Source organism: Paenarthrobacter sp. 4246, assembly GCF_040546855.1.
Classification (GTDB): Bacteria; Actinomycetota; Actinomycetes; order Actinomycetales; family Micrococcaceae; genus Arthrobacter.
The window spans coordinates 399,797-412,443 of sequence record NZ_JBEPOP010000003.1; the positions used below are offsets into that span (position 1 = coordinate 399,797).

The window sequence follows — 12,647 nt, forward strand, 5'->3', positions numbered from 1 at the left end:
AGCTCGAAGCCATGAGTGTAATCCGCCCAGCTACTGTAGACGACGTCCCTGCCATCCTCCGGATGATCCATGATCTTGCGATCTACGAGAAGGAGCCGGACGCGGTCAAAAATACCCCGGCCATGCTCACCGACGTACTCTTCGGCGAGAACCCCCGTGTCTACGCCACCATCGCCGAAAACAGTAACGGCACAGTTCAAGGGTTCGCCCTCTGGTTCCTGAACTACTCCACCTGGGAGGGCGTCCACGGCATCTACTTGGAGGACCTCTACGTAATCCCCGACGCACGTGGCGAGGGCCATGGCAAGGCGCTGTTGCAGCATCTGGCGGCCACCGCCGTCGAACGTGGCTACGCCCGTGTTGAGTGGAGCGTCCTTGACTGGAACGAACCATCGATCGAGTTCTACAAGAATCTGGGCGCTTTCCCCATGGAAGAGTGGTCCACGTTCCGCCTGACGGGCGAGGCACTTGAGGCGTTCGGCGCGAAAGCGGGCCATGCCAACGAAGCTCTCGCCCGTGGCTGACCAGTACCCCGGCCGTAGCACTGCCGGCGTGCACAGTGTCCACGCGCGCCACGAGTTCCGTGGCTTGCGAACGGCGGAGCATTACTTCACCGTTCCCCTGGTGCACGCACCGGATGAATCAGTTTCTGCCGGCGAGACCATCACGGTTTTCGCCAGGGAATACTCATCCACCGACCACACGGCCGAGGAAGCCGCCAGGCTGCCCTGGTTGTTGTTCCTGCAAGGCGGCCCGGGCGGCCGCGGCAACCGGGTCACATCATTGTCGGGTTGGATGAAGGCGGCCGCGAAGGACTTCCGCATCCTGATGCTCGACCAACGCGGCACAGGCTTGTCCACACCCGTTGAACAACAGTCACTCGAACTCCGGGGCGACCCTTCAGCACAAGCCGAATACCTGACCCACTTCCGTGCCGACTCGATCGTGGCTGACGCTGAGTACATCCGCCGTGTGCTCGGTTCCGGTCCATGGTCTGTCCTCGGCCAGAGTTTCGGCGGCTTCTGCGCGTTGACGTACCTGTCCTTCGCACCGGAGGGCCTCCGCGAGGTCCTTATCACCGGTGGGCTGGCGCCGCTCCACGGTCCGGCGGACCGCGTGTACCAGGCCACGTTCCACCGTGTCGCTTTGCGGAACGCGGAATACTTCTCCTGGTACCCGGAAGACCGGGACATCGTCACCCGGATCGCCCGCCACCTGGACCAGCATGCTGAGTTCCTCGCCAGCGGCGAAAGGCTCACGACCGAGCGTTTCCAGATGGTCGGGTCCTTCCTCGGGGGCAACACCCGGGTGGATGCGCTGCACTACCTCCTGGAGGATGCATTTATTGACACTCCTTCCGGTCCACGCCTGTCCGATGCGTTCCTTGAACAAGTGCGGGGCCTCGTAAGTCGCGCGGCCAATCCTCTGTACGCCGTCATGCACGAGTCGATTTACGGACAGGGTGAGGCAACCGACTGGGCCGCGTGGCGGGTGCTGGAGGACCATCCGGAATTCAAACCCGACGCGAACGAGCCACTGCTCACCGGTGAGATGGTCTACCCCTGGTATTTCGAACAGGATCCAGCCTTGGTGCCCCTGCGGGACGTGGCTGTGCTGTTGGCCGCCAAGAAGGACTGGAAGCCCCTGTACAGTCCCGAACGCCTGGCGGCAAACACCGTCCCCGTGGCGGCCGCCGTCTACAAGGATGATATCTACGTAGATCATGATCTGTCCCTGGAAACGGCTGCGGCAGTGCGTGGGCTTCAACCATGGGTCACCGCAGACTTCCACCACGATGGTATTGGGGAAGATGGCGAGGGAATCTTCGCACGTCTCCTTGGGATGGTTCGGGCAGTCCGCTAGGCCGGTGGCTGGAGCGCCGGCGCGTTGCGGGCCCTTGCTGACCGTACGGCCATGACGAGCGTCAAGGCCAGCACCACAGCGGCCAGAACGCTGGACGCCATGTTCAAGCCCTGGTAACCGATCCACGCGAGCAGCAGACCGGAGGTGGCGCCACCGATGGCGCCGGCGCCACCCATGAGTGTGTCAGAGACGCCCTGAACGGTAACTCGCGCATCGGGGGCAACGCTTTCAGCCAGCAACGTTGAACCTGCGATGGTGGCCGCAGACCAGCCCAAACCCAGGAGGATAAGGCCAGCGGTGACAAGACCAGGCTCATGCTGGCCAAACCCGGCAATGAACACGGCGACCAGCAACAGGCCGTGTCCCATGGCGATGGTTTGCAGGCGCCCTGCTTTGTCAGTCAGCCACCCCCATAGAGGCGACAACGCAAACATTCCGGCAATGTGAAGCGAAATCGTGAGGCCGATGATTACCAAGGCATCCGCGCTGTCGGAGGTTCCGCCATGATGGCCTGCGTGTGAACCGCCGACGAGTTGCTGAAGGTGGAGGGGCGTCATGGACATGACGGCCACCATGACGCCGTGCGCAGCCACAACGGCGGCCAAGGCCAGCATCGCCGACGGTGATGAGCGAACGGCACTCAATCCTGAACGGATGGTCCCCCTGACAGGCAGCGCGCCTTCCCCTGCGTCGCCGTTTGCCTGGGATGCCAGCCGCCGGGACAGCAACAGGGGGTCCGGGCGGAGGCCTGCGAACAACAGGACAGCTGCCAGGAACAGGCCGGCCGCAGAAAATACGAAGGGACCGGCAATGGGCGGCAGCCCGAGTGCCTCCCCAACCACTGCACCGGGCTGGATCAGGTTGGGGCCCGCGACAGCACCAATAGTGATGGCCCAGACCACGGTGGACAATGACCGGCCGCGGTGCTCCGGGTCAGCGAGGTCGACGGCGGCGAACCTCGCCTGCAGGTTCGCGGCGGTTCCAAGACCCAGGAAAGCTGCGCCCAACAAGAGCAGCACGAAGGACTGCCCCACCACGGACGCGATAATCAACAGCGCCCCCATCATCGCGGCCACCAGTCCTGTAACCAGACCTGTCCGGCGTCCCCGCGTTTCGGCCAGCCGCGCCAGGGGCAGGGCCGCGATCGCTGCGGCCAGTGTCAGCACTGTGGTGATGGAGCCTGCCCAGGCTTCTGAACCTGATAGGTCCACTGCCAGCAACGATCCGATGGAGAGCGTTGCTCCGTTGCCGACTCCGCTGAGAAGTTGTGCGGAACTGAGCAGGAAAACAGTACGGCGCTGAACCCGTTGTGGGTCCAGCGCCGTAGTTGAAGTGGTAGTCACTTCACGAGACTACAACTTTCCGAGGAGAGTTACTCTGCCTCGCTCATGCTCTTTCGTGCGTCTTCTTCCAAACGGGCATCGATCTTGGCCTGGCGTGCTGCCGGGCTCAGGAGGCTGGCTACAACCGCAACTACGATCGTTCCAACGATGACCGCCAAGGAAACGTAGGTGGGGATTTCCGGTGCCCATTCGATGTGCTGTCCGCCGTTGATGAACGGAAGCTCGTTGACGTGCATGGCGTGCAGGACGAGCTTGACGCCAATGAACGCCAGGATGACGGACAGTGCGTGCTTGAGGTACACCAGGCGGGTCATGAGACCACCGAGGAGGAAGTACAGCTGGCGCAGGCCCATCAGCGCGAAGATGTTCGCAGTGAACACGATGAACGCGCTCTGCGTCAGGCCGAAGATCGCCGGGATGGAGTCCACTGCGAAGAGGAGGTCTGTCAGGCCGATCGTGATGAAGACGATCAGCATGGGGGTGAAGACCTTCTTGCCGTCCACAGTGGTGCGGATCTTGTTGCCGTCGAACTTTTCGGACATCGGCAGGACCTTGCGGAGGCGGGCAATGAGAGGGTTCTCGGTGTCTTCCTCGTCTTCGCCGGAGTCCTTCGCCTGCTTCCAGGCAGTCCACAGCAGGAAGGCGCCGAAGATGTAGAAGACCCAGCTGAACTGCTCGATGACCACGGCACCCAGCGCGATGAAGATACCGCGGAGGATCAGCGCGATGATGATGCCCACCATCAGCACTTCCTGCTGGTACTTACGGGGCACCGAGAAACGGGCCATGATGATGATGAAAACGAAGAGGTTATCGATGCTCAGGCTGTACTCAGTGACCCAGCCGGCGACGAACTGGCCGCCATACTCTGCACCGGCAAAGATGAACATGGCCACGGCAAAGAGCAGTGCCAGTCCTACATAGAAGGCGACCCACAGGCCGGCTTCTTTCATGGAAGGTTCATGGGGACGCTTGACGACCAACAGGAGGTCGATCAGCAGGATGATTCCGAGAACGACAAACGAGCCGATCTCAAACCAGACGGGAAGCTGCATTAAAGGTGCCTTTCGCAGGGTACGGGAAAGCGGTGTAAGTCTCTCCGGCCTGCCAGGGTGCGGTGAATGCAAAAATTGGCGGCCCGCTAGATCCGGCGAGGCATCTGTGCCTTGCGTGCTGACGGACGTAGCGCTTGGGATACTCCCCTACGTGACCTAAACCTTACCTTAGGCGTGCCCGGCGGACTGCATCTGGCGTAATTCGCGCTTCAACTCCTTGACTTCGTCACGGATGCGGGCGGCGACTTCGAACTGCAGTTCAGCAGCCGCCCCGTGCATCTGTTCGGTGAGTTGCTCAATGAGTCCCACCAAGTCCTCGGCGGGAGCGGCGGCAAGGCCGTCCTGCCGAACTGTCGCCGCACCCTTGGCTGCCGACTTGCCGCGTTTGCCGCCCTTGGCGAGTCGGTTGTTGTTGAGCAGTTCCTGGGTGTCTGCGTCTTCCTTGGCCAACTGGTCCGTGATATCAGCAATTTTCTTCCGCAACGGCTGCGGATCAATGCCATGGTCCGTGTTGTACTGCACCTGGATGGCACGGCGCCGGTTGGTTTCTTCAATGGCGTGGGCCATGGAGTCGGTAATCCGGTCCGCGTACATGTGGACTTGGCCCGACACGTTACGCGCTGCGCGGCCGATGGTCTGGATGAGCGAGGTGGAAGAACGCAGGAAACCTTCCTTGTCAGCGTCGAGGATGCTCACGAGGGAAACCTCAGGCAGGTCAAGGCCTTCGCGGAGGAGGTTGATGCCTACGAGGACATCGAACACGCCCATCCGCAGCTCACGGAGCAGTTCCACGCGCCGGAGGGTGTCGACGTCGGAGTGCAAGTACTCCACCTTGACGCCGTGGCCCACCAGGTAATCTGTGAGATCCTCCGCCATGCGCTTGGTCAACGTGGTGACCAGAACGCGTTCATTCTTTTCCGTGCGGGTCCTGATTTCACCGAGGAGGTCGTCGATCTGTCCCTTGGTGGGCTTGACCACTACCTCGGGATCGATGAGGCCGGTGGGACGAATGATCTGCTGCACATAGCCATCAGCTTTTCCGAGCTCATACTTACCGGGCGTTGCGGACAGGTAAACCGTCTGGCCGATGCGTTCGAGGAACTCATCCCACTTCAGCGGCCGGTTGTCCATGGCGGACGGGAGGCGGAAGCCGAAGTCCACGAGGTTCCGCTTGCGTGACATGTCGCCCTCATACATGGCACCGATCTGCGGGATGGTGACGTGTGATTCGTCTACGACCAGCAGGAAGTCGTCCGGGAAGTAGTCGATGAGGCAATGCGGGGCGGTCCCGGGATTACGGCCGTCAATATGCACGGAGTAGTTCTCAATGCCGTTGCAGAAACCCATCTGCTGCATCATCTCGAGATCGTACGTGGTGCGCATCCGGAGGCGCTGGGCCTCCACCAGCTTGTTCTGGCCTTCGAGGACCTTCAAACGGTCGGCGAGTTCGTCCTCGATGCGCTTGATGGCACGGGCCATGCGCTCCGGACCGGCAACATAGTGCGACGCCGGGAAAACGTACATCTCCTCTTCGTCGCGGAGAACCTCTCCGGTCAGGGGGTGGAGGGTCTGGATGTTCTCGATCTCGTCACCGAAGAATTCGATCCTGATCGCCAGTTCCTCGTACATGGGGATAATCTCCACGGTGTCACCGCGGACGCGGAACGTTCCCCGGTGGAAGTCCATGTCGTTGCGGGCGTACTGCATGGAAACGAACTTGCGCAGGAGGTGGTCCCGATTCATTTCCGCACCCTTGCGGAGCGTCACCATGCCGGCGATGTACTCTTCGGGCGTGCCCAGACCGTAGATGCAGGACACCGTGGCCACCACAATGACGTCGCGACGGGTCAGCAGGGCGTTGGTGGCAGAGTGCCGGAGGCGTTCGACTTCCTCATTAATGGAGGAATCTTTCTCAATGAAGGTATCCGTCTGTGCTACATATGCTTCGGGTTGGTAGTAGTCGTAGTAGGAGACAAAGTACTCGACTGCGTTGTTGGGCAGCAGCTCCCTGAACTCATTGGCCAGCTGCGCGGCGAGTGTTTTGTTCTGGACCATCACCAAGGTGGGTCGCTGGACCTGCTCGATGAGCCACGCCGTGGTGGCACTTTTACCCGTACCAGTGGCGCCGAGGAGGACTACGTCTTTTTCACCGTTGTTGATTCGTTCCGTCAGTTCTGCAATGGCTGTCGGCTGATCACCGGCGGGTTTAAACTCACTGATTACTTCGAAAGGTGCGACGACACGGTTGATTTCCTGGGCAAGGCTCATAAAACCAATCTACCCCTGCCCTAGGACAGCTACTGTCCGCGTTTGCCTTCAGCTGAAGACATATACGACGGCGGCTGCCACCCTGTGCGCTTGGCCCACTCATCCATGAGTGGCCAGGCAACATCGGTAAACCATGGCTCTTTGGCATCGGCATAGGCGGACGTGCCCCCATCGGCCGCAAAGGTGGTGGCCAACTTGCGCTTATACGCCTCGTACATCTCGGCGGCGGAGGGCTCAGAGCGCAACCAGTCACGGAACAGCAATGCGTACCGCCACCCTGGCGACCCGGCCACGCGGACATGCAGATTCACCGGCCGGCCGGGATCGGCGCTGGCGTGGAACCGCTTCTGCCATTCTGCAGGATCAGGCTGAATGGATTTTGGAGTGTCCCGGTTGGCTCCCGGGACAGCCGGGAATCCGGCTGCTGCGAGCTGATCCGCGATCAGATCAGCGACCCCGAGGTCGGAAACCGCCACCTGAAGGTCGATCACATCCTTGGCTGCCAGTCCAGGCACCGATGTAGAGCCGATGTGGTCCACCGCCAGGATGTGGTGGGGGGCAGCAACGGTAATACGGGCGGCGAGGCGATCAGCCTGCCTGCTCCAGTCACTGTTGTATGGCGTCATGACCGGCCCAACGTGCCGTTCAGCCCTGGCTCCCTGGCTGAGATTCTTGGCAAAAGGCAACAACCTGTCCGTCCATAATGCCTCAACCTTGGCAAGGAGCTCTTCGCGGTCACCGTCGTTGGCCAGGACAACGTCGGCAGCAGAATTGCGTTCCTCCCGCGTGGCCTGGGCTGCTATACGGGCACGGGCATCGTCGGGAGTCATCGCCCGGGAATGCACCATTCGTTGGATGCGAACCGTCTCCGGCGCATCCACCACCACCACCAAGTGGAAGTTGCTGCCCTGCCCGGTCTCGACCAGCAGCGGAATGTCCTGGACCACGATGTCGCCAGGGCCGGCACCTGAAACAATCGTGCCCGCTGCTTCGCGGACAAGCGGGTGAACGATGCCATTGAGCACTTCGCGCTGGGTGGGATCCTGGAACACGATAGCTCCGAGCTTGGGCCGATCAAGCCTTCCATCAGAGTCGAGAATTCCAGGGCCGAACGCTTCCACAACGCGGGTCAGCCCAGGAGTTCCAGGCTCCACCACTTGCCGCGCAAGGACGTCCGCGTCCACGAGGATGGCACCCAATTCCCGCAATCTGGACGCCACCAGCGATTTCCCCGAGGCGATGCCGCCCGTCAACCCAATCTTCAGCACCCTCCAACACTAGACTGAAGCGGTGGAAAATGAGGATGACAGCCGCGCGACAACGTATACGACAATCGCGGCTGGTTCGGATTTCCGACACGAACTGGAGATCCGGCGGTCCCGCTTCATCACAGTCCTTCGGCGCTCACCCGATGAGGAAACCGCGCGTTCACTGGTCAGTGACCTTCGGCGTGAATTCCACGACGCCCGACATCACTGCTCAGCCTTCGTCATAGGTCCGGATCGGATGATTCAACGTTCCAGCGACGACGGCGAACCGTCGGGTACGGCAGGCATACCCATGCTGGAGGCACTCGTCAAACGTGAGACCTCACCACGGGTGACGGACCTCAGCGACGTCAGTGTCGTCGTCGTGCGCTATTTTGGCGGGATTCTCCTGGGCGCGGGCGGACTGGTCCGTGCATACTCCGAATCGGTGTCCGCTGGTTTGGACCAGGCTCCGTTGGTTCATCGGCGAAGATTGCGCCTGTGCGCCATTGATGTCCCCCATGCCGAGGCGGGCCGCTTGGAAAACGAGCTTCGCGGCGCCGGGTACGTCATGGCGGACACCGGATACGAACCCCAGCACGCGGTTCTTCAACTCGCCTTGCCCGACGAAGCAACGGCAATCTCCGAGGCACGCGCGCGGTTGGCTTCACTGACGGCTGGACATCTTGAGCTGCGGCCGCAGGGAACCGAATGGGTAGACGTCCACCGCTGAGCAGTTCCCACATCGCGAAGGTTTAAAGCAGAAGGACCCCCGCCCGGAGGCAGGGGTCCTTCTTTGGCTATTCAGCACATCCCGTGAGGGAGGCGGAATTAGTTGCCGGTCAGCTTCTCACGCAGTGCGGCGAGTGCTTCGTCGGACGCCAGGGTACCGCCGCCGGTGTTGGACTCAGCAGCAGCCGGCTCCGAGGAGTAGCTCGTGGTGCCGGAATCGCTCTCACCGGACGTTGCAGCAGCAGCGTCGTCAGCAGCGTGCTGGGCAACCTGCTTCTTGTGGGCTTCCCAACGGGTCTGGGCGTCAGCGTACTGCTGCTCCCAAGCTGCACGCTGGGTCTCGTAGCCTTCGAGCCATTCGTTCGACTCGGGGTCGAAGCCCTCAGGGTACTTGTAGTTGCCCTCTTCGTCGTACTCAGCGGCCATGCCGTACAGAGCGGGATCGAACTCGGTGCTGTCAGCGTCAACGCCCTCGTTAGCCTGCTTGAGGGAGAGGGAGATGCGGCGACGCTCGAGGTCGATGTCGATGACCTTGACGAACAGTTCGTCGCCAACGGAGACAACCTGCTCGGCGAGCTCCACGTGGCGGACAGCCAGCTCGGAGATGTGCACGAGGCCTTCGATGCCGTCTTCGACGCGAACGAACGCACCGAACGGAACCAGCTTGGTGACCTTACCCGGAACAACCTGGCCGAGGGCGTGGGTGCGGGCGAAGGTCTGCCACGGATCTTCCTGCGTAGCCTTGAGCGACAGGGAGACACGCTCGCGGTCCAGATCCACTTCGAGGACCTCGACGGTGACTTCCTGGCCAACCTCGACAACCTCGGAGGGGTGGTCGATGTGCTTCCAGGACAGCTCGGAAACGTGAACGAGGCCGTCTACGCCGCCCAGGTCCACGAAGGCACCGAAGTTGACGATGGAGGAAACAACGCCCGGACGAACCTGGCCCTTTTCCAGCTTGTTGAGGAACGTGGAGCGAACCTCGGACTGGGTCTGCTCGAGCCATGCACGGCGGGACAGCACAACGTTGTTGCGGTTCTTGTCCAGCTCGATGATCTTGGCTTCGATCTGCTGACCGATGTACGGAGCGAGGTCGCGGACGCGGCGCATCTCGACGAGGGATGCGGGCAGGAAGCCACGCAGGCCGATGTCCAGGATGAGGCCACCCTTGACAACCTCGATGACGGTACCGGTGACGACACCGTCTTCTTCCTTGACCTTCTCGATGTCGCCCCAGGCGCGCTCGTACTGAGCACGCTTCTTGGAGAGGATCAGACGGCCTTCTTTGTCTTCCTTGGTGAGAACCAAAGCTTCGACCTGATCGCCAACGGCGACAACGTCACCGGGATCGACATCGTGCTTGATGGAAAGCTCGCGGGAAGGGATGACACCTTCGGTCTTGTAACCGATGTCGAGCAGAACTTCGTCGCGGTCGACCTTGACGACGGTACCTTCGACGAGGTCTCCGTCGTTGAAGTACTTGATGGTGGCGTCGACAGCTGCGAGGAAGTCCTCAGCGGTACCGATGTCGTTAATAGCGACTACGGGGGTACCGGGCTTCTCGGTGGAGGTGATGGTCATGTAGTAGGGGCTCCGTTGTGGATAGTGAGTCGGTCAGGCAAACCGCTGCCGTCCGGGTCCGGACGGCAGAACACGGCAAAATACCGGGTCATCCTGATTTGTGGATTAATACAAAATGGATGCATGCACGTAGTACACGCCCGTTTATTCTAGTCGCATTGGCAAAGCAGGGTCAAAAGGAGTGTCACGTGGTCAGTACGTCTCCCAGACGGGTAAACGTGGCACCCCTGTCCAGCATTCCCGGCAAAGCCCGGGCGTAGCCTTCGGCAGTGCCCGCGGCAGGCCTGTTGAAGTGCGATATCACAATGTCGCCGGCAGCGGCGCGGGCCACCTCGGCTGCGACGGTGGCCGCCGGGTAGGTGGCCCCACCGTCACCGTTGATGGTGAAGTTGACCGGCAGCATGCCAAGCCTGCGCGTCATCTCCACAGCGACGTCGTCGTAGAAGGCAGTTCCCGGCCGGAAGAACCTGGGAGCGGAGCCGTCGAGCTCCTGCATCAGCGCCTGGTTTCCCATCAACTCGTCGTAGGCAGCAGCAGTGTCGGCTGTCCCAGGGATCCCGTAGGCAGACCTTCCGTTGACGGACAGGGGCTGATGCAGGGTGCCATGGTTGGCCAGTTCGAACAGTGGGTCGGCGGCCAGCTCGGCGGCCAGCGATGGGTTGGCGTGGAGCCAGCGGCTGTTGATGAACAGCGTCGCCGGGACATTGAGCCGGCGGAGTGTCGTCAGCAGGGCGTGGTCGCAACCAGTGCCCCCGGGGCCGCCGCACGCGTCGAACGTCAACGCCACGTGCTTCGACGGCGAATTGTTCACCACTCCCGTAATGTGCAGCCCCCACTCAATGGGCCGCCTGCCAGCGAATTCGGCCAGGATCTGCTTTTTGTCGGGCACTGTGGCCGCTGTGGCGATTACCGTAGGCACAAGGGCAGCAGCGGCCTGTTCGCTTGATGTTGCAGCAATCGACGGCGGCGGCGTGGCCGGGCCTGTCGGCGGCGCAACCGCCGGTGATGCCGATCCTGACGGTCCCTCGACCGATGCGCACGCCGCCAACGCAGCTGACGCGAGGCCCGCCATTCCAAGCAGCACTGATCGCCGGCCGGCCAAAGGCCGCCGCGTGGAATCCCCCATGGATGTCCTTAACTAGGTGTGGCTATGTGCTTTTGATGACGTGGTGCAGCTTAGAAGTGCGTCAGGCAATGCGCCGGGCGTTCCACCGCGAACAGTTGCTGGGCCAGGAATGCGGCACCGGCCGACTTCTCACGGATGCGTCCCGCAGCAGCAAGGGTTACCGGAGACACTGCACCAAGATAGATGGACGCGAGGTCGGCCACGTCCATCGTCAGGTCTGCTGATTGGCCCGAAGCTTCAGTCACGACGGCGGCAGCACCGCCGTCGGACTCCAGGACCCAGGTGCCGCCTGCCAGCGACAGGGAGTCCGTCACTTCCAGGACCAGGCGTCCTGCAGAGGCGAAGCGGCGTGCCTGCAAGGCGGCCGGGGTATCCAGGATCCGGAGCCACAACATGTCGCGGACCTCGGAGGCCTCGATGCACCGTGGGTCCTCCAAGGCCCATGCCAAGGGATCGTCCACAGGGGCCTCAGCCCACGTCACGTCCTCGATGAGGTCGATGCTGCCCAGGAAGCGCCACAGATCGAGGTAGGCGGCGTTGGTAGCGGCAACGAGGTCCACAATTTCCATGGTGTATGGCTTGTGGTCCCAGCCCTTGAACCGGTACGAGACGTAGCCGTCCAACGCTCCGGAAAGGTCGTAGTGCAGGGCGCAGCGGACGGTGGTGTCGGGCTTGCCATCCTGCCCGAGGGAGCCGGAGGCAGCAAGCCGGTAATACTCCTGCCGGTCCACCGAGCCCGGCGACAGCCGCTGGACGCGCTCGAACACCTTGGGCGCCAATTCAAGCAGCACGGAAGGATCCGCGACTTCCACAGTTCCCTCCGGTTGGCCCTTCATCCGGAAGCGGGGTCCGGTGTCAACCTTGATGCTGCGCTCAAAGGTAGCCACACCGAAACCGAAACGACCATAGATGGAACCTTCCGAAGCCGTCAGTGCCGCCATGGCCAGGCCGTCATCCTTGGCGCCCTCCAGGTCGGCCGTGATCATGCCACGCAGGATTCCTTGACGGCGGTGCGTTCCACGGACCGTCACAGCTGTGACCAGGTTGGACTCCAACTGTCGGCCAAAACCGATATTTAAGGTCTTGCGCATGGTGGCGTAAGTTGCCACCGGCACATTCGCCCCGAGGGAGTGCTCAGGAACGGTGCCCGTGGCGTAAACGCCTGTCAGTTCGCGCTTGTCCGCCTGGTAGGCGGCAAGGGTCTTCGCGAGGTACTCGTCGTCACGCCGTTGCTGGTGAAATCCGTGCGATACAGCCTGCACCCAGGTGGCACAGCGGCTGTAGGCATCGGAGTCTTCCTTATCGGCGACAGCGGGGAAACGCTGGACGGAATATTTCCGGGAGGTTGGTTCATTGGGATCAGCCACGATCCCGAGCCTAGCCAGACGCCGCAGGGCGCGCCACCATCTCGGCGGCGCGCCCTGCGGCGATA

At 62.0% G+C, this 12,647-nt stretch carries 11 protein-coding genes; 4 read left to right on the forward strand and 7 right to left on the reverse strand.

Going from position 1 to position 12,647, the window contains the following annotated elements:
* Window positions 1-11: 11 nt before the first annotated feature.
* Together ABIE35_RS07205 and ABIE35_RS07210 are read left to right on the forward strand one after the other, a co-directional pair.
* Entirely contained in the window at window positions 12-524 is a 513-nt protein-coding gene (locus tag ABIE35_RS07205) for a GNAT family N-acetyltransferase (protein ID WP_354513591.1), read from the forward strand.
* Window positions 496-1,863, forward strand: coding sequence for an alpha/beta fold hydrolase (locus ABIE35_RS07210; protein ID WP_354513593.1), 1,368 nt, complete (start codon window positions 496-498; stop codon window positions 1,861-1,863). Before ABIE35_RS07205 ends, ABIE35_RS07210 begins: the two co-directional genes overlap by 29 nt.
* On the opposite strand, the gene ABIE35_RS07215 is transcribed toward ABIE35_RS07210, so the two are convergent.
* The 4 genes from ABIE35_RS07215 to coaE form a co-directional block, all read right to left on the reverse strand.
* Window positions 1,860-3,206: an MFS transporter gene (locus ABIE35_RS07215; protein WP_354513595.1), complete on the reverse strand. Its 1,347-nt coding sequence runs from the start codon at window positions 3,204-3,206 to the stop codon at window positions 1,860-1,862. The genes ABIE35_RS07210 and ABIE35_RS07215 overlap by 4 nt on opposite strands.
* A 29-nt stretch (window positions 3,207-3,235) precedes the next feature.
* Window positions 3,236-4,261 (reverse strand): TerC family protein, encoded by a 1,026-nt coding sequence (locus ABIE35_RS07220; RefSeq protein ID WP_354513596.1) that lies wholly within the window; start codon window positions 4,259-4,261, stop codon window positions 3,236-3,238.
* Window positions 4,262-4,429: 168 nt separating this feature from the next.
* The gene (gene uvrB, locus ABIE35_RS07225) at window positions 4,430-6,529 is read right to left on the reverse strand and encodes an excinuclease ABC subunit UvrB (protein WP_011774759.1); all 2,100 of its coding nucleotides are present in this window, start codon (window positions 6,527-6,529) and stop codon (window positions 4,430-4,432) included.
* Between the two features lie 29 nt (window positions 6,530-6,558).
* Window positions 6,559-7,797: a dephospho-CoA kinase gene (gene coaE / locus ABIE35_RS07230; protein WP_354513598.1), complete on the reverse strand. Its 1,239-nt coding sequence runs from the start codon at window positions 7,795-7,797 to the stop codon at window positions 6,559-6,561.
* A 22-nt stretch (window positions 7,798-7,819) separates the two neighbouring features.
* On the opposite strand from coaE, the gene ABIE35_RS07235 reads away from it, so the two are divergent.
* Entirely contained in the window at window positions 7,820-8,509 is a 690-nt protein-coding gene (locus tag ABIE35_RS07235; RefSeq protein WP_354513600.1) for an IMPACT family protein, read from the forward strand.
* A gap of 98 nt (window positions 8,510-8,607) precedes the next feature.
* Here the strand turns inward: ABIE35_RS07235 and rpsA are convergent, their stop codons facing one another.
* Both rpsA and ABIE35_RS07245 read right to left on the reverse strand, forming a co-directional pair.
* On the reverse strand, window positions 8,608-10,089 hold the full coding sequence (rpsA, locus tag ABIE35_RS07240) for a 30S ribosomal protein S1 (protein ID WP_026540604.1): 1,482 nt from the start codon (window positions 10,087-10,089) through the stop codon (window positions 8,608-8,610).
* Window positions 10,090-10,273: 184 nt separating this feature from the next.
* Window positions 10,274-10,978, reverse strand: coding sequence for a polysaccharide deacetylase family protein (locus ABIE35_RS07245; protein ID WP_354513602.1), 705 nt, complete (start codon window positions 10,976-10,978; stop codon window positions 10,274-10,276).
* Between the two features lie 10 nt (window positions 10,979-10,988).
* On the opposite strand from ABIE35_RS07245, the gene ABIE35_RS07250 reads away from it, so the two are divergent.
* Complete coding sequence (locus ABIE35_RS07250; protein WP_354513604.1) at window positions 10,989-11,231, forward strand: hypothetical protein; 243 nt, start codon at window positions 10,989-10,991, stop codon at window positions 11,229-11,231.
* 34 nt (window positions 11,232-11,265) lie between these two features.
* Here the strand turns inward: ABIE35_RS07250 and ABIE35_RS07255 are convergent, their stop codons facing one another.
* On the reverse strand, window positions 11,266-12,582 hold the full coding sequence (locus ABIE35_RS07255) for a GNAT family N-acetyltransferase (protein ID WP_354513606.1): 1,317 nt from the start codon (window positions 12,580-12,582) through the stop codon (window positions 11,266-11,268).
* Between the last annotated feature and the right edge of the window lie 65 nt (window positions 12,583-12,647).